At 39.1% G+C, this 21,426-nt stretch carries 18 protein-coding genes; 6 read left to right on the forward strand and 12 right to left on the reverse strand.

Features of this window, described 5'->3' with window-relative positions:
* From OQX63_RS15540 to OQX63_RS15570, 7 genes are all read right to left on the reverse strand, one after another.
* Positions 1–1,623 (reverse strand): Ig-like domain-containing protein (locus tag OQX63_RS15540; protein ID WP_265851742.1); only part of this gene is annotated, 1,623 nt, incomplete at its 3' end.
* Between the two features lie 108 nt (positions 1,624–1,731).
* The gene (locus OQX63_RS15545) at positions 1,732–2,349 is read right to left on the reverse strand and encodes a phage tail protein (protein WP_265851743.1); all 618 of its coding nucleotides are present in this window, start codon (positions 2,347–2,349) and stop codon (positions 1,732–1,734) included.
* Between the two features lie 28 nt (positions 2,350–2,377).
* Positions 2,378–2,995, reverse strand: a complete 618-nt coding sequence (locus OQX63_RS15550; RefSeq protein WP_265851744.1) for a phage tail protein — start codon at positions 2,993–2,995, stop codon at positions 2,378–2,380.
* Positions 2,996–3,019: 24 nt separating this feature from the next.
* Positions 3,020–3,628 carry a phage tail protein gene (locus tag OQX63_RS15555; RefSeq protein ID WP_265851745.1) on the reverse strand — a complete coding sequence of 203 codons (609 nt, stop codon included), beginning with the start codon at positions 3,626–3,628 and terminating at the stop codon, positions 3,020–3,022.
* Positions 3,629–3,634: 6 nt separating this feature from the next.
* Entirely contained in the window at positions 3,635–4,576 is a 942-nt protein-coding gene (locus tag OQX63_RS15560; protein WP_265851746.1) for a formyltransferase family protein, read from the reverse strand.
* The gene (locus OQX63_RS15565) at positions 4,576–5,700 is read right to left on the reverse strand and encodes an ABC transporter substrate-binding protein (protein WP_265851747.1); all 1,125 of its coding nucleotides are present in this window, start codon (positions 5,698–5,700) and stop codon (positions 4,576–4,578) included. Before OQX63_RS15565 ends, OQX63_RS15560 begins: the two co-directional genes overlap by 1 nt.
* 9 nt (positions 5,701–5,709) lie before the next feature.
* Positions 5,710–6,426 carry a Fe2+-dependent dioxygenase gene (locus OQX63_RS15570; RefSeq protein ID WP_265851748.1) on the reverse strand — a complete coding sequence of 239 codons (717 nt, stop codon included), beginning with the start codon at positions 6,424–6,426 and terminating at the stop codon, positions 5,710–5,712.
* Positions 6,427–6,631: 205 nt separating this feature from the next.
* Between OQX63_RS15570 and OQX63_RS15575 the strand changes: the two genes are divergently transcribed.
* The 5 genes from OQX63_RS15575 to OQX63_RS15595 all read left to right on the forward strand — a co-directional run bounded on the left by OQX63_RS15575 (position 6,632) and on the right by OQX63_RS15595 (position 12,300).
* Positions 6,632–8,335 (forward strand): carbamoyltransferase, encoded by a 1,704-nt coding sequence (locus OQX63_RS15575; protein ID WP_265851749.1) that lies wholly within the window; start codon positions 6,632–6,634, stop codon positions 8,333–8,335.
* Entirely contained in the window at positions 8,319–9,512 is a 1,194-nt protein-coding gene (locus OQX63_RS15580) for an aspartyl/asparaginyl beta-hydroxylase domain-containing protein (protein ID WP_265851750.1), read from the forward strand. The genes OQX63_RS15575 and OQX63_RS15580 overlap by 17 nt, the downstream gene beginning before the upstream one ends.
* Positions 9,513–9,514: 2 nt before the next feature.
* Positions 9,515–10,528, forward strand: a complete 1,014-nt coding sequence (locus OQX63_RS15585) for a phytanoyl-CoA dioxygenase family protein (protein ID WP_265851751.1) — start codon at positions 9,515–9,517, stop codon at positions 10,526–10,528.
* Positions 10,529–10,810: 282 nt separating this feature from the next.
* Entirely contained in the window at positions 10,811–11,380 is a 570-nt protein-coding gene (locus OQX63_RS15590; RefSeq protein ID WP_265851752.1) for a glycoside hydrolase family 108 protein, read from the forward strand.
* Positions 11,381–11,391: 11 nt separating this feature from the next.
* The gene (locus OQX63_RS15595) at positions 11,392–12,300 is read left to right on the forward strand and encodes a hypothetical protein (protein ID WP_265851753.1); all 909 of its coding nucleotides are present in this window, start codon (positions 11,392–11,394) and stop codon (positions 12,298–12,300) included.
* Positions 12,301–12,361: 61 nt separating this feature from the next.
* On the opposite strand, the gene OQX63_RS15600 is transcribed toward OQX63_RS15595, so the two are convergent.
* The 4 genes from OQX63_RS15600 to OQX63_RS15615 all read right to left on the reverse strand — a co-directional run bounded on the left by OQX63_RS15600 (position 12,362) and on the right by OQX63_RS15615 (position 19,064).
* A complete protein-coding gene (locus OQX63_RS15600; protein WP_265851754.1) occupies positions 12,362–13,339 on the reverse strand; it encodes a methyltransferase domain-containing protein in 978 nt (325 codons plus the stop codon).
* 99 nt (positions 13,340–13,438) lie between these two features.
* Positions 13,439–15,298: a clostripain-related cysteine peptidase gene (locus tag OQX63_RS15605; protein ID WP_265851755.1), complete on the reverse strand. Its 1,860-nt coding sequence runs from the start codon at positions 15,296–15,298 to the stop codon at positions 13,439–13,441.
* On the reverse strand, positions 15,298–18,441 hold the full coding sequence (locus OQX63_RS15610) for a hypothetical protein (protein ID WP_265851756.1): 3,144 nt from the start codon (positions 18,439–18,441) through the stop codon (positions 15,298–15,300). Before OQX63_RS15610 ends, OQX63_RS15605 begins: the two co-directional genes overlap by 1 nt.
* Before the next feature lie 80 nt (positions 18,442–18,521).
* A complete protein-coding gene (locus tag OQX63_RS15615) occupies positions 18,522–19,064 on the reverse strand; it encodes a hypothetical protein (RefSeq protein ID WP_265851757.1) in 543 nt (180 codons plus the stop codon).
* 760 nt (positions 19,065–19,824) lie between these two features.
* On the opposite strand from OQX63_RS15615, the gene OQX63_RS15620 reads away from it, so the two are divergent.
* Positions 19,825–20,385: a hypothetical protein gene (locus OQX63_RS15620; protein WP_265851758.1), complete on the forward strand. Its 561-nt coding sequence runs from the start codon at positions 19,825–19,827 to the stop codon at positions 20,383–20,385.
* A gap of 75 nt (positions 20,386–20,460) precedes the next feature.
* Here OQX63_RS15620 and OQX63_RS15625 read toward each other — a convergent pair whose 3' ends face one another.
* A complete protein-coding gene (locus tag OQX63_RS15625; RefSeq protein WP_265851759.1) occupies positions 20,461–20,688 on the reverse strand; it encodes a hypothetical protein in 228 nt (75 codons plus the stop codon).
* Between the last annotated feature and the right edge of the window lie 738 nt (positions 20,689–21,426).

Raw genomic sequence — 21,426 nt, forward strand, 5'->3', positions numbered from 1 at the left:
AGCCGTAACACCAAAGGTTACTGCGGTCGCCCCAGTGAAGTTGGTGCCGGTAATGGTCACGCTAGTGCCTCCACCGGTCGGACCGCTGGTTGGGCTCAAAGCCGTTACCGTTGGCGCGGCGACAGCCTGTGTATAAGTAATCGAAAACTGACTGGCAGCCGCATTGCCATTGCCAGCTGCATCCTGGGCCACATTAGCTGCAATATTTATCGTTACCGCCCCATTAGCGGTTGGCGTTGCATTAAAAGTATAAGTCGTTCCATTGCCTGAAAATCCACTGATAGTGGCATTGCCAGGCGTAATATCTCCGGCCAGAAAACCAGTTACCGTTTCCGAAAAGGTAACTGTAAACGGAATTGGTGAAGTGCTGGTTGATCCGCCTGAGGAACCAGCTGTACTGCTGATCACAACAGAAGGGGCAATATTATCCACGGTAGCGTTAGCATCATCAGCCGTAGTGGTTGGGCCAACTGAATTGGTAGCTGTTACCGATACATTTCTGTTGGTAGCATTTATATTGCCGGCTACAATTGTGTAAGTAGCTGTCCAGGTATCGCTACTGTTAGTTGCTGTAACTGCAGTACCTCCGCCAAACTGGCTGAAATCTATCGTTACTGTGGTAACGCCTGAATTATTATCGCCGCCTGTTGTATTATCCCAGGTAGCTGTTACCACATCTCCGATCTTGTATGCACCACCTGTACCACTTGCGCCGCTGATACTGATCTTGGCGGCAGTAACTGTAGGAGCAGTTGAATTACTAAAGTTGAATTGTTTTGTATTATTAGTACCAAAGCCCGCACTAAAGTCGTATGGTGTACCGCCAGTAGTTTTATTTGTCCAATTACTGGTATTGGTAATATCTGCCAAGAAAGTTGCCTTCGTCCCAGTTGAGAAACTGGGATTGTATTTTTCATTGGGATACCGTGAATTAGATGTAGGTGTTAAAAAGCCAGTAGAATAAGTTGTACCTAAATCAGATGGTAATTCACTATAACCTGCAAGCTGACTACTGGGCTCAGAATTGGTGGTATTTATATGCCATCCATTTGAAGTAGTCCCAGCAGTAGTAGTTAATCTGATATTATTAAACGCAAAAATAAATGAAGGGCTGCTGTCACTTCCTTGATAAATCATTATTTGATCACCTGTTGCTGGATTCCAGGGATTAGCTGAAAGTGTTGCATTGGTCCAGGTGTTAGGAAGTATTGATAACAGATCTGCTGCAGGAAGTGAGTTGCCATTACCTGTTATTCCCGACACAGTTCTGGAAGCCAAATCAATTTTAAATATAATTATGGTACCTGCTGTTATATTTTGAGAAAGTTGCCATTGAAAAGTTCCTTCAACGGTAGCAGTACTAGACGCTACGAAGTGTCCGGAAGTAGAGCTATAGGTATTAATCCACCCACGATCTGTGAAATAGATTAATTCACCAGTATTAATCGTATTAAGTGCTACAACTGCGAAACTACGTATGGTAGTCGAAGGATCAGCATCGCCATTCATTCCAATTACCGCAAGATCACCTTTAGATAAAGCAGCACTGGCATTTAAAGTACTAATTATTAGTGCCAGGACAATAAATAAAAAACGAAATACTTTTTTGTAAAATTTCTTCATATAAATAACTTTTCTAAATCTTCAATACAAAGCGGTAGATAATAAGAAAGTATAACCGGGATTGAAGCTACCGGTTATACTTATAAATGGTATTAAATAAGCTTAATATTAATCCCTTGAAGGAAAATTTCCACGCAAACAAATCACATAATTAAGTGCCAGCGAAGGCTGCCTGTTTTCATGTACAGCAGGTGCTGCTGCACCCATAGCTGCTACAGCCAAGCTGGTTAACTGCGGGCCGGTAACCTTTGTTACAGTAAGCGTACCGGTAGCCATGGGCACTTCTTGTACCGTCCCCTGTGGAACACCATATATGGATTCTCCGAATGCATCTGGAGCGCCTAACAAGTTACCCGCAGGACCGGGTTGATCATATTGATCAGCTGAAGCTTTAATGGTGACAGTTGCAGTACCTGTTGCCGTATAGACTAAATTATGGTTATGCGCTGACATCTCTGATGAATTAATGCTTAATGCTTCCACACCTGCGGTAATACCTGGATTATATTGGGTAAGCCCCGCGCCTTGCCCTGCACCTACAATAGTGCGCCCCTGAAGATTAGGCAACATAAATGTGGTTTTTCCGTCGCCACCATATGTCGTACCTAATATGGCATAAAGTGCAACATAGGCACTTATTGGCACCACTTGCCCATTACAAATAGACCAATCTAGTGGTGCAAATGTTCCGGCGAACATTCTTATTTCTCCTACAGTTCCTTCCATTGTGAATAAATTTAGTATGAATCAATCTTTAGTTTCTTGAAGGAAAAATTCCCTCAATACAAATAATATAGTTTACTGCAAGTACCGGCTGTATATTATTGTGCGGCGTACTGCCGCCTGCTACGCCTATACTAACTTTTGTTAAAGGCGGTGAAAGGTTGCTCACCTTTACAGCGTTACTATTTAAGCTAACCAGGTTGGCAGAACTTGCCGCACTGGCGTAAATATTGTCGGTACCAGATGAATCCTGTGCTAAATAGTTTCCTACCGGACTAATCTCAAGACCTGGTGCAGCAACCGCATTTAATGAGATATCAACAGAACCTGCAGTTGTATTAAAGGCAGGCGTGGCCTGATGGCTATGTGTGGGTAGTTCTGATAGCGTGAGTGAATGAGATTCCTCACCGCTAACCTGACCCAAATTATACGCGCTAAGACCAGTTCCCTGACCTGCGCCTACAACAATGCGACTGGCAATGTTTGGTAAATTAAAAGTAGTTACACCATCGCCACCGTAAGTAGTTCCGGTTATCGCAAAAAGCGGTGTATACTCGTTTATTTGCATTGACTGACCCTGACAAAAACGCCAGTTCATTGGTGCGAAAGAGCCTCCAAAGGCCCGAATTTCTCCTATAGTTCCTTCCATAATGATTTAATTTAGGTTTAGTACTTAATTTCTTGAAGGAAAATATCCTTGTAAACAGATAACATAGTTTAGTGCGATGCTTGGCATAATATTATTATGTGCGGCGTTTGCCCCTGCCGCTTGTATCGCAACACCTGGATTAGGAATATTAACATTCGTTACCTCCACAGACTGGCTATTCAGAGCACTTAATGTACCACTTTGGGTATAAGTTTTAACCGTGTTTGATCCATCCTCGCTTATAAAAGCATTTAGGCCGTTCGGCTGTCCTCCTACACTCGGACTAGCATAAAATGTAGCATTACCTGTTCCATTACCGGTTGCAGGACTAATCGTGGCAGCGTGCGTATGCGCAGGTAGTTGAGTTAGATTAAGCGTTACCTTTTCTACACCAACTTGTTGTCCTGCCGTATATACGGATAAGCCAGCACCCGCTCCTACGCCCACTACCGTTCTGCTGCGCAGATCAGGCAATCCGAATGTTGTTTGCCCGTTCCCACCATATAAAGTGCCAACAATTGCAAAAACTGCCTGGTTAGTAGTAACGTTTAAGAGCTGCCCCTGGCAAAATGCCCAGCCTTTGGGTGCAAAGTTGCCGGCAAAAATCCGGACTTCAGCAATTGTTCCTTCCATTTGTTTTTAATTAAGGTTTATAAATTTTTCTCCTGCTTTTATACCCATCTGAAAAAGTTTACTTCCTGAAAAATAGCCTTCCCGCATGTGTAAAATATTAATCTTTAAAAAACGATTTTCAAGGCATGCTACAATCAATCCATAAAGTGCATCAGCATAAACTATAGTGCCGGGCTCTGGCTTCGCCCCTTCCGGTAACTGAATTTCTGCTGGCGATCCTTCTAATATGCGCACTTCTGTATTTTTAATCCAGGCTGTTGCACCGTCATATTTTGAATTGGCTGCATTAATCAAACATTCTATTTCATCGGCAGATTGCTCCCGCCAATTGATTGCTAATTCCTTATTGCTAGGTTTTTTTTCCCAAGCCGTATTCGCTAAACTATTTTCATTCACAATAGGTAAGTATTGCGTGTTATCCAGCAGCTCATTTACCGCTTCTACAGCCAAAAAACCCAAACGCTGGCAAAGCAGCCCATAATTTTCACCTTTTATAATAGGTAGTTGCTTTGTCCATACAATGGGGCCGCCATCTATATTTGCCGTCATTTGATGTACCGTCAGGCTTGCATAAGGTTCATTATTTCTGAGTTGCCAGAATATTGGATCGGCACCACGGTATTTAGGTAATTCACCAAAATGAAAATTCAGGTAGCCTTTGTGTACACTTTGTAGCAGGTAATCAGGAATCATCCATGGAAAACCAAATACCCATACGGCATCTGCATCCAACCCTGTCAACCAATGTTTTAATTCCTGCTCCCAAGATCCAAAGTTCAGTTGCAATATCTGATTTCCGGATAAACCCATGGCCTGCAAGGGCTTCAGCAGTGCTTTGCTACTTCGCTCCAAAATTGCCACACCACCTAAAAGTCCTTTTGAGGCCAATGCCTGGACCGTTGGAAATGCAAGCGAATCTGAATTGCAAATAACTGCTATTTTCTTCATTATATGCCGAGATAAGGGTTCATCCAAAATGAAGAAGTTTGGCTGTTAATGCGTTGTACATCTTCATGATGAATATCAATAGTTTCCAGTTCACCGATCAGCTGCCTGGATAGATCACCTTTAATCCCATTAAAGGTATTTTTAACCAGGTAAACTCTACTTTGTGAAGCATTTGATTCTGGTGTAATTTCAACACGGCCACGCGCTGTTTCAATTGCTGCTTCGGCAATGGCTTTTTGTAAAGATTTTCCACCCTGATCTTTAACCGCCTGGGCGATCAGTAAACCCGTTTCAAACCCAAACTGAGTAAAAGGATTTGCCATGGCATCACTCACCTCATCAAGCTGTTCTGGTTTAAATTCACGGTTCAATGATAATGTAGTGTAAACTTCAATTGGTTCAGATGTGTTAAATGCTTCCAACAGAAACGGCAAACCAAGTAGTGGAGTAGTTTTATGTAAGCCTCGCTCCACATATTGCGTTAAAAACATTGCAGCTTCTTTTCCGCAAAAAGTAGCCAGAATAAAATCCGGTTTGTAATGTAGTATATGTTCAAATACGGCGGCTATATCTCCAGTTTCTTTAGGGTTTGGTGTTGGCGCTACAGCAAATGGCATGGTTACCCCACTCGCTGCCGATTCCATACCAGCACTCAACATACTTTGAAATGAATATCCACAGTCGTACAAACCAGATACATACATTCCTTTTTTTCCAAATTTCTTAACCCCCCATTGGCCAATAGACCACAATTGCTGCCAGGTATGAATGGAGTTGAGGAACATGTAATCATTAAACTTTTCAGGATCTGGCAAATGCTCTCCTATGTTATTGATAATGAATGGTCGTTTAATATTTGCAATCTTATCTGAAAGATCGATACCTACTTTATTGGAAACTATACCGGTAATTACATCGGCATCGTCAAAACCAACCAGTTTGGTAATTGCGGCTTCAGCCAGTTCCCTTGACCCTTGCCCGATAAATTCAGGCACAATTTCCAATTCAACCTCCTGGCTTAATTCTTTTAGTCCATTTTTTAACCCCGTACTAAAGTGTTTAGCCATAGGTAGGATACTTGAGTTGGAAAGCAAAACGCCAACCGTTAATTTTTTAGTTTCCATTAATTCTAATTAATTTGCCCACATCCGCAACAGGTTACTATAATGTTGCTGCAATAAAAGATATTCTTCCTCCATCAGTTCTTTATTACAAAGATTTTCAATGATCTGGAAAATTTCAAATAACATTTTTCGATGTACGGTTTCTTTAACAAGCGACTGCACCCAGCTTACCGCAACGTTCCGTTCACCACGTGTAACTTCCCTTACCCGATGAACCTGAGTACACGGATAACAGATGGCATCTCCCTTATTCAGCTTATACAATACATTTCCATTTGCAGTCTGAAGTTCCAGTTCGCCCCCATCGTATTCTTCGGGATCATTTAAAAAAATAGTTAGCGCCACATCGGTGCGGATCATATTACCCATAACCGGACTATCCACATGCCAGCCATAATGCATACCAGGCGTATAATTACTGATGATAAAGGGATGGATACTTTGTGGCAGAACAGCGTTTCTGAATAAAGGATTGCGGTTGAGCGCAGTTAAAATGTTTTGCTGAATCGCAACATGCTCTTTGGTTTGATGGTTAAGCTGCAAGTTGCTTTTTACTTCTTTTGCAGCACTATGAGCCGTTAACTTACCATCGTCAAATGATCCGGATTTGAAAAGAAAATGAATATCCTTAACCTCACTATCATTAAGCAAACCAGGGATATACAGATATGTACTATTTAAAATACAAGTATTTTTTATATCTGTGTTTACATTTGAAGCGTTCATCGAGAGGGCTGATTTAGATGACTGTAAATATATCAATAACTTTTAATATCTAAAAGTCAGGCAAATAAAATATTTTGACAATAATCAACAAATTGAAAGCTTAGGTGATATGCTTTAACAAACACATAGCAGCAACTATTTAATCAATTCAAAATTCTTTATATGTTTATAGCGGGATTTCTCCCGAATACATATACAAACACTAATGGATACCTACATTCTGGGAACTGGTTTATCACATGATGGATCGACAGTTTTATTAAAAAACGGTAAAATCATAGTTGCTATTGAAAAAGAAAGGCTTAGCAGAATCAAACATGATGGAGGTAACGATTTTGATACTGTACAATACTGCCTTGATTATGCTGGGATTGGGGTCGACGATTTAACATTAATTGTACAGGCTTCGAATTTCGAAAACGACATCTCACCCAGCCAATATTCTGGTCGCCGGTATTTCGACCAGCATATTCAAATTCCCGTAATTACCCTGTCTCACCACCTGGCCCACGCCTGGAGTGCGGTGGGCATGTCTCCTTTTCAAGAGTGCAATGTAATGGTGGTGGACGGTGCCGGCAGTCCTAACAGCCATTGTCTGGATTTTGAAGGTACAATGATCCCACCTTATCTATTTAGCAATGGCATGTATTGCGAAAAAGATAGTTTTTATTATTTCGACGGAAAAGACCTGACTCCGCTATTTAAAGATTTTTCGGAGGTTAAGTTATATCAGGATACTTCTTCTTTAAGGTTGCCAACCAATTATCATTCCATAGGCGGACTTTATCATGCAGCCAGTCAGTATTGCTTTGGTAATATGAATGATGTTGGGAAACTTATGGGTTTGGCTCCCTATGGCGTTTTGAATGGAAAACCACCCCTGTTTAAATTAGAGAATGGCATCATCGAAGTATTTTACGAAAATGTGGATCTGTATTTCAACAAACCCTCATCAGGTTATGATACTTTTAAGCATGATTTTAAGCATTATGCCGACATGGCACGCTGGGTACAGGATGAAACTGAAAAGGCTATTATTTACCTCTTTCAAGAGCGGTCTAAACTACATCCGCATGCCAACTTTGCTTATGCCGGTGGAGTAGCCTTAAATGCTGTGGCCAATTTCAAATTGCTGCGTTCGGGCATTGTAAAAAATTTATATACCCAACCCGCAGCGGGAGATAACGGAATCGCCATTGGCTGTGCTTATTATGGTTGGCATCACATTTTGGGCCAGCAGAAAGCAAGCATTCCCGACCATGTTTTTTTTGGTCGTAATTACTCCAATGATGATGTGGAAAAAGCCATATTAGATGCTGGAATTAAGGACAACAACGGATTCTCAATCAACCAAACATCAAATTTTGTAGCGCTTACGGCTGCCGAACTTGCCCGTGGTAAAGTAGTAGGGTGGTTTCAGGGTGGAGCAGAATTCGGACCAAGAGCATTGGGTCATCGGAGCATTTTAGCAGACCCTCGTATCAAGGACATCAAAAACCACATTAATAGCGAGATTAAATTCAGGGAAGATTTCAGGCCCTTTGCCCCATCTGTAAGAATTGATGATGTACAAAAATACTTTATCCATGGATGGGAAAGCCCTTACATGATATTGATTGATGAGATAAAACCCGAATGGAAAAATCAGCTTGCTGGTATTGTTCACCAAGATGGTACCTGCCGGGTACAAACTGTAACCAGCGCCTTTAATCCTGATTTCTATCAACTCATTGGCGATTTTGAAGCTAAAACTGGTATTGGCGTTTTATTAAACACATCCCTGAATCGTAAAGGCATGCCTATCGTAGAAACACCTGCTGAAGCATTATCGCTTTTTTTATCAGGTGCAATAGATGTATTGGTATTAAATAATTTCATAATTTGCAAACATCATGATATGCTTCTCTAAATTAAACCTCAACATTAACGTTCATCTGTTGCAGCATGAATTGAACGATTTATTAACTGGTAATCAATGGATGCCACATTACAGCACTGCCGATTATACCGGTAACTGGCATGTTTTGCCTTTGCGTACTCCCGGCGGAAATAGCGACAATCCTTTCGCCGATCTTTTAAGCCACAAGCATTTTGAAAATACAGCTTTACTGAACAATCTTCCTGAAACCAGCAGATTTTTGGAAAACCTTAAATGTGAAAAACTTTCCGTCCGCTTACTCAACCTCCATGCAGGATCTGTTATTAAAGCACACAGAGATATGGAACTTGCCTTTGAACAGGGTGAGGCACGCTTGCATATTCCCATATTCACCAATCCGGAAGTTGAATTTTATGTAGCTGAAGACCGCGTGGTGATGGATGAAGGCGACTGTTGGTACATTAATGCCAATATAGAACATCGTGTAACCAACAATGGCCCAACCGATAGAATACATCTGGTTATTGATTGTAAAGTAAATGAATGGCTTACCAAACAGATCACTACCGGAGTAAAAAAAACGGTATTCCTAAAAAAAGATCCAGAAACTGCACAACAAGTAATTAAAAGTTTGAGAATGGCCAATACAACGAGTTCAGATCGCCTGGCCGATGAAATGGAAAAGGAGCTGCAAACAAATCAGTTAACGGCCAAACTGCTCGATTTTATTTCCGAAATCGGTTTACAATACCAACTGGAATCCATAACCGAAGAAACATTTTTGCCAGGTCTTAAGCTTAGCAGTGGTATATTGATTGTAGATCCTGAAAAACTATTATATCCAGGCGATATCTTACATGAAGCCGGGCACCTGGCCTGTATGCCTCCCGAAATACGCATGGGTATGAGCGATTCGCTGCCGAACAATGACCTTAATAACGGCGGTGAAATGATGGCCATTGCCTGGTCATATGCCGCATCTGTTCATTTAGGGATCGATCCCCATATCGTGTTTCATGATAAAGGGTATAAAGGCGCAGGTCAAAGTCTTGTAGACAACTTTAAACAGGGTCATTTTTTCGGGGTTCCCTTATTACAATGGAACGGAATGACCTATCCTTCAGGTCAGGAAGATCAGCTGGCTTTTCCAAAAATGATCAACTGGACCTGTAAACAGAACATGCATATCAACCAAACAAATGAATAAACATGATATCAGATTTTACTTTACCATCATCAACAGAAACCAGCGCATCAGGCCTGATGCATGTAAAGCGTTTCTGGAGCAAAGTTATGCTCAAAAGAACGAACCAGATAGATGAAGAATTTTGGAAAAAAGAATGGGAGCTGGACAAAACCTTATTGAGTGTACTAGGACTAGGCCTTGAACAAACGCTTACTTACGTTTTTCAATATGCCCCGGCATTTGAAGAATTTGAAAAATGGATCGTGCATACTTCAGGCAGCCCTACAAGCGAACAGATCAGTAGATTTAACAGCTTATTTAATGAGGCACCAGGGCTTAGCCAACCCATCCCATCAGTACTCAGTGCGGAAGAGCTTGCATTTTGGACAGAAAATGGCTATCTGCTTCTTAAAAATGTGATTCCTAAAGAAGATTGTCAGGCCACTATTGATGTGATTTGTGATTTTCTAAAAATAAACCTACATGATGCTAACACTTGGTATAGCCCCAATACCTCGAGGCAAGGAATTATGGTTCAATTATTTCAGCACCCTTTATTACAAAAAAACAGGCAATCAGAACGCATCAGAATGGCTTATGAACAGCTATGGCAGCGTACCGATATCTGGGTCACTACAGACCGCGTAGGTTTTAACCCTCCTGAAACAGAAAAATGGAAATTTCCTGGTCCAGATTTACATTGGGATTGCAGCCTGGATTTACCTATTCCATTTAACCTGCAGGGCATACTATACCTTGCTGATACAGCGCAAAATCAGGGTGCTTTTACATTAGTTCCGGGATTTCATCATCGTATTTCAGCATGGCTTCCCTCTCTTACCGAGGGCACCAATCCAAGAACGGAGGACCTGCATGCGCTGGGTAGCTTACCTATTGCTGCTGAGGCCGGAGATTTTATTATCTGGCATCAGGCTTTACCACATGGCAGTAGTCCAAATACCTCGTCAAAACCGCGGTTTGTGCAATATATCAATTATCAGCCTGCTGATTTTACTGCTCAGAAGAACTGGATGTAGATCATAATAACATGCTGCTAAATTTAATCAGCTGTGCAAAATTATATTATTACATTTTCACATAATTTTATGTATCAGATTGCTAATTAATAAAAAGTAAAAAGCTATATTTGAGATAACCTGTTCAAGAACAACGATATTATCAAATTTGCAATATATTAGTTTGAAAACAGGTCGTTAATGCTCTCATCAATCTTGGTTTAACCACTGTCATCAGTCGGTTATATATGAAATGCATTGACATGTAGATAGTAAAAGTTAAAAACTTAATTATATCTAAATATGGCAATTTTTAATTCTGCATTTAAAATTACAATGGGTAACGAAGGTGGTTATGCCAATAACCCAAATGATAGCGGTGGTGAAACCTACGCTGGTATCGCAAGAAATTTCTGGCCTAACTGGGGTGGTTGGCCAGTGGTAGATCAGGCCGTTTTAACACATCCTAACAATATAAATGCCACACTTGCTGCCAATAGTGCAGTACAGGCCGAAGTACAATCATTTTATAAGCAGAATTTCTGGGATGTGATTAGTCTGGACAACTTAAACAGCCAACAGTTAGCCAACCAGCTATTTGACACCGCTGTAAATATGGGTACAGGTATAGCCTCCCGTTTTTTGCAGCAGGCAGTAAATAATATTATGCCTGGTAAACTCGTAGTAGATGGCATAGTTGGCCCACAAACTATTGCCGCGGCTAACAGTATTCCACTGGAAGCACTGTACAATCAGGTTATTGCACTTCGAAAACAGCGTTATCTAAATATTATTGCACAGAATCCTTCTCAGGCACAGTTTCAGAGCTCCTGGCTCAGTCGTTTAACGCCATTCAATCCGTCATTACCATAAACTTATCAGTTATGAAAAAACGTAGTTTAATAATGACGCTAACTGTGTTTGCTACAGCGCTGGTAACAGGGTGCAAAGGAAATGCCCAGACTTATGATCTTCATAAAACTTTAGCACTTGTCATAATTATAGGTATTATCGCGGCGTTTTTTGCTTTGGCCTTATTTACCAACCTGCTTCGTGATGATGTAAATGACCTGAATTTGTTTAATGCCAATGCTGCGAGATTAAAACAGCAAAAAAAGCTGCTGATTTTTAAGAGCAACAATCCCTTTAGTCTATCGCGGGTACAATTAGGTGTATGGACTGTGGTGATCTCCTGCAGCTATATTTATTTGCAGCTTTGCATGGGTAATTGTAATGACACAGGACTAAATGAAACAGTATTAGTGTTAATGGGAATAAGTGCCGGTGTAACCGCTGGTGGTACCATAATTGATAAAAGGGAAATACAAGATGGACGTTTTCGCCATCAAAACAGTCCTTCTGAAGGCTTTTTTGTAGATATTCTTTCTGATGATAACGGCATCAGCGTACATCGTTTTCAAAAAGTTATATGGACTGGCGTTGCTGTTATTATTTTTCTGAATAAAGTATACAGCATCAAAACAGGATGTGCCCTACCCGAACTGAGCCAGACACTTTTATGGCTTACTGGCATAAGCAGTGCTGCCTATTTAGTTTTAAAAACCCAGGAAAATGCTCCTTCGATTGATTCTGCTGCAGCAAATAATCTATCATCTGATATTTGGTCCGGACAACAACAGGATACGCCTCCAGTTTCACAGGTAAATCCGGCGGTAACTAATCCTGTACAACAGCCACCAAATGCGCCTTCTACGAACAGTACATTAGCATACCAAAGCCCGGAAGAGGCATCGAATAACACAAGTCCATCACCGGAAAGTGATCATAATTAACCTGGATTAATAATTTAAAAGCACCGGTAGAAGGCATATCTGCCGGTACTTAATGCCATCTTTAAATCGTATAGGTAAAGCCAGGGTTATCAGACATTACATACTCAAATTTGATTGTGATACCCGCCTTTTGATTTTGTAATTCACAAACCGCTAGTGGCATTGTAAGGCTGCAAGTGTAAGTATTTAGTACCTCTTTACCAAATACTGTTATTTGCGTAAATAAATCAAGTCTTTTATGGGTTTCCGAAGCAGGCACTTGTAAAACCACTGGCTGTGGAAGCTTGAATTCACGGCTTGCACAATATACCAACCCTACTCTTATCCTTTTTGCCTGATAATCAGGCATTGTAAAACTGTTGTATTCTTCTTCCCATCGTGTTAATACCGCTTCGACAGTTATCTCTTCCGGAATAAAAATAGCCTCTGGACGCATTTGTGGAATTAAATTGTTCATGATTGCCACCTGCGGTTCTTTCTTTAAAGCATTTAGCATGGTTTCTGAAATTACCATATCAATACTAACACTATCAGGAAATTTATAAGTAGTGGCATCCGTGCAAACACAATCGGCCAAATAGTCTGAAAGGCCTAATTTTTCATAAAGAATTTTTGCTGCTTCCAACGAATCGGGATTGATATCCAATAAAATGAAATTGATTTGCGCTGCGGTAAATTGAGATGTTAAAGGCGTAAGCAGTGTGGCGTAAGGACCACAACCAGCATACAATATATTTATGGTATGCCCGGGTATTGTATCTAATAAATGATTAATCGCATGATAAATGCCTCTTATAAATCTACGTGTGCGCTCCAATTCTTTAAGACAATGTGCAGCTTTAATGGTCGAAACTGCTTTACCGCTTGGCAGATGAATATCTTGATCTGTAATGTTACCTGCATTTACCCCGGTTACGCCAGCAAAAAGCAAATGGAGCTGGTCAATAGCATTTTTGATGTGCAGATAGTCGTCTTCAAAAAGTAAGGCATTAGTTGCAGCAGAAATGCTTTCGTTGCGTTGTTGAGTCGTTAATTCCATATATTTATATCTAATACTAAAAGTAAATGCTGAACTAAAAAAATTTTAGGTCAGACCGGTCGTTAATTATTAATTTATTTAACCATATCAACAGGCCATTTAATTGATTATATAATCTTCAAATTTGGTATAGTGTTTATTTCCATAAAAATCCACCATACAAAATCTTACCTGATAATTCCCTTTTGGCATGGTTAATAGCTTGATGTCTAAAGCTGAAGGATCAGTGATGGTAATTTTACCCAATTCAATACTCATTGATTCATCCAAGGCATTTTGGCCCAGAAAAGTAATTTCATCATGTGCTTGAAGGTCCTTAATCTTATCCGTAATCCCATCAGCAGAAATCTCCCTAAATCCGATCACTTTAGCCAGATTCTCCCCGTCAACATTAAAATACTTGATCATAAGTTCAGCTTGTTTTCCATTCCAAAGCACAGGTACATTGTAAGATACACCCGATTGATTGGAAAGGCCCATGAATACGCAAACATTGATATCGTTAATACTGATCCACCTGGCATCCCATTTTTTATTACCCCCATACAAGGTAATATTTCCACGGTAATCCACATTGGTATCGTAGGCATCCAATCCATACGACACTAGCGAACTATCCCCTATTGACTTTCTGATGTTTAAGTAAATCTTATTGGTGTTAACCAACATGGCTGCGTTTAGCTTTCTTCCCGAATCACTAACAAAAACACTATCAGCACCTCCACCTATTAATTCAGCTACATAATTTTCAATAAATTTTTCAAATTCTGTATTGAAAGGCGTTAGCAAATAATCATTTAACTGGCTGGCTGTTTTTCTATTGTAATAAGGGAAATATACCGAAAGCCCTGAAATGGCATCTTTATCTAAATTTTTTGAATAAACATTGAATAAAACTGCATCCCGCATTTTTTTCTCGAAATCGCTAAACAATGTATCGGTACTTTTAGCGGCGATCTTAAAAAAGCTAAAAATATCAATCATATCTTCAGCCGCAAATGAAAAAGAAGGCAATCCGAATGATTTGGACTTGGCCCGGTAATTTGATTTCTGTCTAAAAGCTTCTTTAGGCGGATACGTTGAATTTAGATTTGCAGAAATATTACTGATCAATTTTCCTATACTTATATTTAAAGCGTCAACTTTATTAAGCGCTATTACAGATAATGTTGCCTGAAGATAAGGTTGAGATGAATAAGTATCGATATACGATTTTGCAATTCCCTCCAGAAGTTGGGTTGTGCTTAGATTTGGATTGGTAGATAAGGAGTTGATGATATATTTATAATTCCAGCCGTTGCCAGGTTCAAGTTCTTGTGAGGCCACCATGTATTCAGCATAGGGTGCCAGTACCGTAGCCGTTTCAATGGTTGCCATTAAACAGGCGTCAAAACCTATAAAATCCAGGTTCAAATCATTTTGGCTATGTTTTAAATCAGCAAAAGCCTCTCCCATTTCACGTAACGACAGGGAAATATCTTCAGGAAATAACTCATCATATCCAAAACCATGTACACTGCCTCTTCCGTGATTCCAAAAAATCAACCCATATCTTTCTGCAGGGAAGTTCTTTTTGCTATAAGCAATAAAATCAACCAGGGTTGATGGGTCTCCTATACTTTTGTTGGCTGTAACTTTTACTTTTTCAAACCCATTTTTAGTAACCTTACTATAGGTCAGGCTATCGCTGGAAATCGGCTCAGAGAATTGCCATTTTTTAGTCCCTCCCTGCAAAATCACCGTTGCAAAGTTATCATCAACGTTATTATAGGAATGGATAATTTCGTTAATGTCTTCACTTGCTAACTGATGTTTGCTTTCCAGGTCTGATCCATTCATATAAATCAGCAGCACAAAACTGCGCTTAGGCTCCAGGTTTTGAGCATAGCTGATATTAGCATAAAATATTAATCCAGCTAGTATTAACAGTAAATGGCGACTTTTTCTAATGAAGCCCATTATCTTCTTGGATTAACTTGTGGAGGATTTCTAAATTGATAAATGGCTGCGGCCACAGCATCTTTAAATTCCTCACCATATTCATTCGTATTATCCGGGAATGTTTTCTTTAACAATTCTGATAATCCATCTGCATAATTCTCATTGGCTTGATCCATATCAAAATCGCTGTTGGCATTAAATGATCTTTTAACTTCGTTATTATCTTCAATAACGTTCTCTACTCTTGAAAACAAAGAACGTCTTTCGCTCCTTAAACTTCTTGCAACTGTTTTCTGATCGTTTATATCCCTAACAAGGCCTAAGAGATCGGTCATCTGCTGGTTCATTTCATTCGAAATATTGGCCCTAACCTGGTTATCGCGTACCAATGTAATTACTTCATCCAATGAACTTACAAACTCATCATCAAAGGCTTCTACACATTGGCGCTGTATCACTTCATTTTTGAGTTTTACTTCTTCTATTTCGCAAATATTTTGTTGCCAATCTTCGGGTTGTTTTTCATATTCATTCACGTATCTCTTATTCGATTCGATCAGGAAATCTTCTATCATGTCATGAAATTCCAGTAAGTCATAATAGTCCTTTTTATTTTGCGCAATGCTTTGCAATTTAGGCGTTAATAAATTATAATCTGTTTCTGAACTTAAAGTTCTAAAAATACCGTTACCGATATTTGAGGTCACTTCCTGCGTTTTAGCAGATAGTTTATCCTTCACAAAACCAGTGATCAAAGCACCAATATCGTTCATCGCTTTATCTACATCCAACGAACCTTTTAACATGATATCATTTCCAAAAACGGTCAACTCAAGCTCGGCTTCTATTTTCTTGGCATTAGCGCTAAATTCCATACTCAATACGAAAGATTTGATCCAAAGTAACTTCGTAATGGCACTTAAAATATTAGCTACCGCCTCTAAGGCTCCTGATGCGACCTTTCCTCCAAGGGTTAGTGCTGCCTTTGCTATTTCCAAAGCACCATAGGCTACGCCAATAGCCACATTCACACCCACCTTTAAGGTTTCATAATATAAAATCTGAGCTGAATAATAAATTTTTTCATCAACGCGCCACCAGGAAGCATCTTCTCTTCTATCAAGATAACCCCGGATGTAATTATTATATTCATTAATCGTGTTACTCAGATTTAAAATCTGCTGCTGCGCCTCGGTTAATTTCCGGTTTGCATTTTCTATAGAGTTTTGCACGCTCCTGGCCGCATCACGCACGGCATTCTGGGCTTCTTCCAAAAGTTTGATAAATCCACTGGTATCGAATACCAAACGTGAACTAAATCCACTGCTCGAAAAATCTGCGTAGTTTCCATCTAAATGGAATAAGATTTTAAAGCCAACGTATTGCAGTTCAAGATCAATGTACACCTTTCTGTCTTTAAGAAGAATCAAGGCATCTAACTGAAAGATATTTAAGATATTCACATAAGCACTTAAATAAAATTCGAGTTTTTTTGATGCCCGGTTGATATTTAAATACAGTACGGGGCCTTTGGCATCTGCTTTTATCAGGGCACCAGCCAGTCCACCTTCTATAGGTTCCATAGGCATTGTTTTTCGTGACCTTGTCAATTCAAATATTCCCTTGATCTCAATTTTTGAAATTTCAATCAATGCCAGAATAGCATTACCAGGCTCTATAAGAAAGAGTCCTCTAGCCTTTACATTAAAGATTTCGATAGTGCCACACAGAAAAAAACCAACATTCATCTGATAGTTCCCAATTCTGGTAGGCTGAGTGCATATAAACAGCTGGCAGTTTAAAGAAATAACTCCCGATGAGTCCACCCGGTAATGCCGCATGGTTGAAGTATCGGTAAAAATGGACTGCCGGCTGGTTCCCAAAGCAGAAACCTGAAGATTTTCTACACCGGGTATAGCGAGTTCAGTAGGCAGGCTCGAATTAAAATTATTTAAGATATCTGCTTTATTGGCCTCTTCTGGGTTCCAGTGAGGCATTTTAGCATTATTGATTTCAAAATCGGCTAAAGCCACCACATCAAGAAATTCTATTCCAGGAAAATCAACTTCCGCAATATCTACGATTATGTCCTTTAAAGAAGTCCTTCCCTTGGTAGAGGTAATGGCTGCTGTAATTAGTCCGATATTAGCCTGGCTAACAATAAACCCTGCAAAAATGGAAATATTATTGGTTGTTACCCTACCAGTCATCCCAAAAGTAATTCCTGTTGCCCCTACGCCAATCATCAAGCCTAAATCGCTCAGGCTAATCCTGGTGTTTAATGGTATCTTATAGTTTGAAGAAGCAGACAAGGTAAAGGAGGAAATGGATAGGTTTCCGGCAAGAACAAAGGTTAATACATCATCTTTCAAAGGAAAATTAAGCTTCCCTCCAGCCTCTAGGTAGAACCCGTTATCATTTTTAATCCCGAAATATAACTTTTCAATTTCATAACCATCCTTTTTGATATTTGTACTGATGAGCCTCGCCTCAAATTTTGAAGTGTTCAGCGCTGCTGCTATGATCAAGTCAATATGATCCAGACCAGTTAATTGATAAAGCCCCGATCCAAATGCACTATCACTATTTTTCAAATCAAATAATGAGTTGGCAACCAATTGATAATTACCATAGCGATCTGACAAGACCATTTCGGGAAAATGATCTGACGCGGTTCGCTTCAAATATTGGTTTATGGCGAGGGAAGATTTATTTCTAACAATTAATGCTACTTTTTTTATAGCAAAAAAAGTCATTATGTCGTAAATGAACCGCTCTAATACATTTCCACCCTGAAAAAAATCGGTGTCTATGCTTAAAGCCAACTGTTTAGTATCCGCCAGCACAACCGCGTTAACATATAGCGAAGCCTTAACACCAGCCACATTTTTTTCGTACTGAATAACTACAGACCAGATACCAGCAGATTTAAGCACCTGTGCCTTAAAGCTTCCGGGTAAGCTATTAAACAGCGTAAATTGCCCAGACAGCCCATTAACGCCCAATTCATTGTTGTTCAATAAATCTTTGATCTTAGCCCGACTGGTGTCAAGCTCTCCTAAAATCAATTTTTCATTGTCCCTTACAATAATGGTTACTGATGCATCTAACTCAAAAATCTTCCCGGTAGCCGAAAAAGCGAAGTTGGTATGGTTACTCATTTGAAATCAAAAAATTATGCGCTTGCGGCTGTACTTAAAAGATATAGATCAACTTAGCTGATACTAATCATCTAACATTATTATGCTTCGGCTATTTTTTTTTCAGGAGCATCAAGTTTCTTAACTAAATTTTCAATGGTATCTAAATTCAGCTGCTGCAATACCACATTCTTTTGGGTATTCCAGATTTTAAGCACCAATTTCTCCATTTTCACGAACCCTAAATCAGGAATGGCATCTCCACAATCTACCTCAATAGAAAATGCATATTCCTTAACATTACCGTTTACATAAATATAAGCGGTTTTCAAACTAAAATTGAGCTTATTCACATCAAACTTTGAATCTGTATCATTACCGGAATCTGCACCTTTACCAGAATTTGTATCATTACTGGAATCTAACGCTTGTAGATCATTTTTTATCTTTTCTTTATCTACACCGGTACCAAAAGCCTTAGTTAAATCCTCCATCATTTCTCCTAAGGTAACACTACCTATCTCATCTGGATTTGTCGGGGTTAAAAGAAAAGAAGATACCGTTCCTTTTTTTTCGTAAACTGCTACTAATTTGGTTTTAAGTAATTGGAACTGTACGCCCAATTGAAGACTCATGTCACTCATTTTTTTTAAAATTTTTAATTTTCCTACTCTTTTGGCTTTTCGGATGATGCCCCGTTTGCGTGGTGGTGTCTGGTCTCCACTTTTGGTTATTTAAAGATTATTCAGCAGATCGGTGTAAATTGCTTAAGCCATTAATCACCAACCATTAATGTTTACAATAATTAATTTAAGTACAGTTAAAGGCAAGGATATGAGCCTAAGAAAGTTGGTTTACTATTCGATTGTGCTTTGGCTAAGCATCCCAATGCACACATTGGGGTCATTGTTTTTTGCATATCAACTATATTTATGGTCGTTAAATACATTTTTCAGGCACAAACTTAACATTAGCCGTTTTATGGCTAACAAAAAGATTGGTCTTTAGGCAATACAGCTGCAACGAGAAAGAGTTGTGACTTGAGAGCGTTGCATATCCGGATTGTTCCTTCAAAATTACCGTGGGATAATTCTGAACAGTTATTGCATCATGAGCAATTACTGATGCACGAATATAATATTTTTATCATTTCGAATAAACATCCTGAGCAAAAATAATATTAAAATAATACATGCTTATTGAAGAAATGTAAACTGCGTTGGATAGCGTTTAATCAAAAGGATTAATGTTGCGCCGTAATTGAAATGAATCAAGTATCGTATTGAGCAAAATCAAGAGAATGGTACTTTTTAATTGTGAATTTAGAGCCGTTAACTTGTTAGTATCCTGTTAAAATGGAGTAAAAAAGATCAGCAAGCTGTTGTAAGTATAAGATAATTGGAAATGGAAAAAATAGAAATTAAGTTTTTTTTGAAAATGTTCCTACCATTAATTAACCCTAGAGAAGGCCGTGCGGCGCTAAGGTGCCTCTTTAGACATACTACTGCATTTACCCTGCATAAAGGAGAAACGCTCTTTCCAAAAAACATTTCGGGTACAGTTGGTCAGATTATCGTGGTATGTAGCGGTCTGGTTAACGGTTTTTTGCAGGATAATGAATGTGAAAGGACCAATATCTGGTTGGGACAAAAAGGTAGTATTTATATTTGTCGAGGCCAGAATAGCCCTCGGCCAGAACATCTTAATCTGGAGGCTATAGAGGAGGCTATCGTTTTTTTAATAGATCATGAAGAACTCGAAGCCTGCTATAAATCGCATCCAGAATTAGCAGAAATATTCTACACCTACTTTCTTCCCTGTGCCATGAGCGATGTTAGCGAAAGAAATATAATCTTCCGTCTGCCTGACGTGGCCCATAGAATTACCCGTTTCCGAAAATTTTATCCTGGGTTGTACGAACGACTGCCAAAAGACTTACTTCTTTCTTATGCTTTATGTGGATAGTTGCTGAAAAGGATATGATATTTGCTTCTTAGTTATGGTAGATTTTTCTACAGGCTGCAATATGCTGATACAACTTCATTTACGCACTACTTCTCCCCGGTTCTCAGACAGATTATAATATAGATTAAAAAAATCTGTACTCCCCACATAAATGAATTTCTTATATCGAACATTTTCGATACCATCTCCTTGCGAAGCCGCTCCCAGTTCAGAATAATATCGCAGATTCACCTGCCCGTCAATCCTGGTAACATCAAAAAAAACTGTCCATGCAAATATGGTAAGCAATAGATGAATACCCATATAATTGAGTTCAAATGACCTGATATGGAACACCACTAACCAAAATATTAAGGCTAGAATTAAGCACACAAGGGCTAGGATCAATCCTGCCAATCTGTATTCGAATATATAGGGATAGAACAAAGGGTATGGTGCAAAACCGATAAAAAGAAATAACCAAGGGAACAACTGCTTCGAACATACATCTTTCATCCAACAGCACAAAATAAATATCAAGCAAATGAAAAACGGAACCAGAAATATAAGCGCAACTTGCTGCGCAAAAGTTAAGACTCTTTCAGAAAACAGCAGATCGGTCAACTCCTCCAGTTTCAATATATCAATTTTAAACCTATGGTAATAATATAACTCTCCAAAAGCATTCAATGCAAACAAAAACAGGAGGCAAAAAAGTATGTAAATAAATAACATTCTTAACATATTCTATACATATTTTAAAAGGTACATCATGAAAAAAACCATTCACCTATATGATGATACCAAATAGCTTTACCAGACATTTGTTATCTTTATTTACAAATGATAAATACTGATGAATCATCATATTTTAGTTTAAATTCATGTTGATCTGAATGGAATTCGAAATTAGATTTAATCCATTTTATTTCCATTGACTACAGACAGGCCATACCTTGATCATCATCATTACGGATTAACTTTTGCTACTCCATAATCAGAGCAGTATCCTGAAAGTAATTGATATATTTATTTAGATTGTTATTGGCACATCATGTTGAA

Origin of the sequence: Pedobacter sp. PF22-3, assembly GCF_026239555.1 — a bacterium.
In the GTDB taxonomy this organism is placed as follows: domain Bacteria; phylum Bacteroidota; class Bacteroidia; order Sphingobacteriales; family Sphingobacteriaceae; genus Pedobacter.

Bases quoted from the DNA above. Each gene is read 5' to 3' on its own strand.
- OQX63_RS15620 (WP_265851758.1), top strand. From the start codon at position 19,825: ATGGAAAAAATAGAAATTAAGTTTTTTTTGAAAATGTTCCTACCATTA.
- OQX63_RS15615 (WP_265851757.1), bottom strand. From the start codon at position 19,064: ATGAGTGACATGAGTCTTCAATTGGGCGTACAGTTCCAATTACTTAAA.
- OQX63_RS15610 (WP_265851756.1), bottom strand. From the start codon at position 18,441: ATGAGTAACCATACCAACTTCGCTTTTTCGGCTACCGGGAAGATTTTT.
- OQX63_RS15570 (WP_265851748.1), bottom strand. From the start codon at position 6,426: ATGAACGCTTCAAATGTAAACACAGATATAAAAAATACTTGTATTTTA.
- OQX63_RS15575 (WP_265851749.1), top strand. From the start codon at position 6,632: ATGGATACCTACATTCTGGGAACTGGTTTATCACATGATGGATCGACA.
- OQX63_RS15590 (WP_265851752.1), top strand. From the start codon at position 10,811: ATGGCAATTTTTAATTCTGCATTTAAAATTACAATGGGTAACGAAGGT.
- OQX63_RS15580 (WP_265851750.1), top strand. From the start codon at position 8,319: ATGATATGCTTCTCTAAATTAAACCTCAACATTAACGTTCATCTGTTG.
- OQX63_RS15585 (WP_265851751.1), top strand. From the start codon at position 9,515: ATGATATCAGATTTTACTTTACCATCATCAACAGAAACCAGCGCATCA.
- OQX63_RS15600 (WP_265851754.1), bottom strand. From the start codon at position 13,339: ATGGAATTAACGACTCAACAACGCAACGAAAGCATTTCTGCTGCAACT.
- OQX63_RS15595 (WP_265851753.1), top strand. From the start codon at position 11,392: ATGAAAAAACGTAGTTTAATAATGACGCTAACTGTGTTTGCTACAGCG.
- OQX63_RS15605 (WP_265851755.1), bottom strand. From the start codon at position 15,298: ATGGGCTTCATTAGAAAAAGTCGCCATTTACTGTTAATACTAGCTGGA.
- OQX63_RS15545 (WP_265851743.1), bottom strand. From the start codon at position 2,349: ATGGAAGGAACTGTAGGAGAAATAAGAATGTTCGCCGGAACATTTGCA.
- OQX63_RS15625 (WP_265851759.1), bottom strand. From the start codon at position 20,688: ATGGGTATTCATCTATTGCTTACCATATTTGCATGGACAGTTTTTTTT.
- OQX63_RS15565 (WP_265851747.1), bottom strand. From the start codon at position 5,700: ATGGAAACTAAAAAATTAACGGTTGGCGTTTTGCTTTCCAACTCAAGT.
- OQX63_RS15560 (WP_265851746.1), bottom strand. From the start codon at position 4,576: ATGAAGAAAATAGCAGTTATTTGCAATTCAGATTCGCTTGCATTTCCA.
- OQX63_RS15550 (WP_265851744.1), bottom strand. From the start codon at position 2,995: ATGGAAGGAACTATAGGAGAAATTCGGGCCTTTGGAGGCTCTTTCGCA.
- OQX63_RS15555 (WP_265851745.1), bottom strand. From the start codon at position 3,628: ATGGAAGGAACAATTGCTGAAGTCCGGATTTTTGCCGGCAACTTTGCA.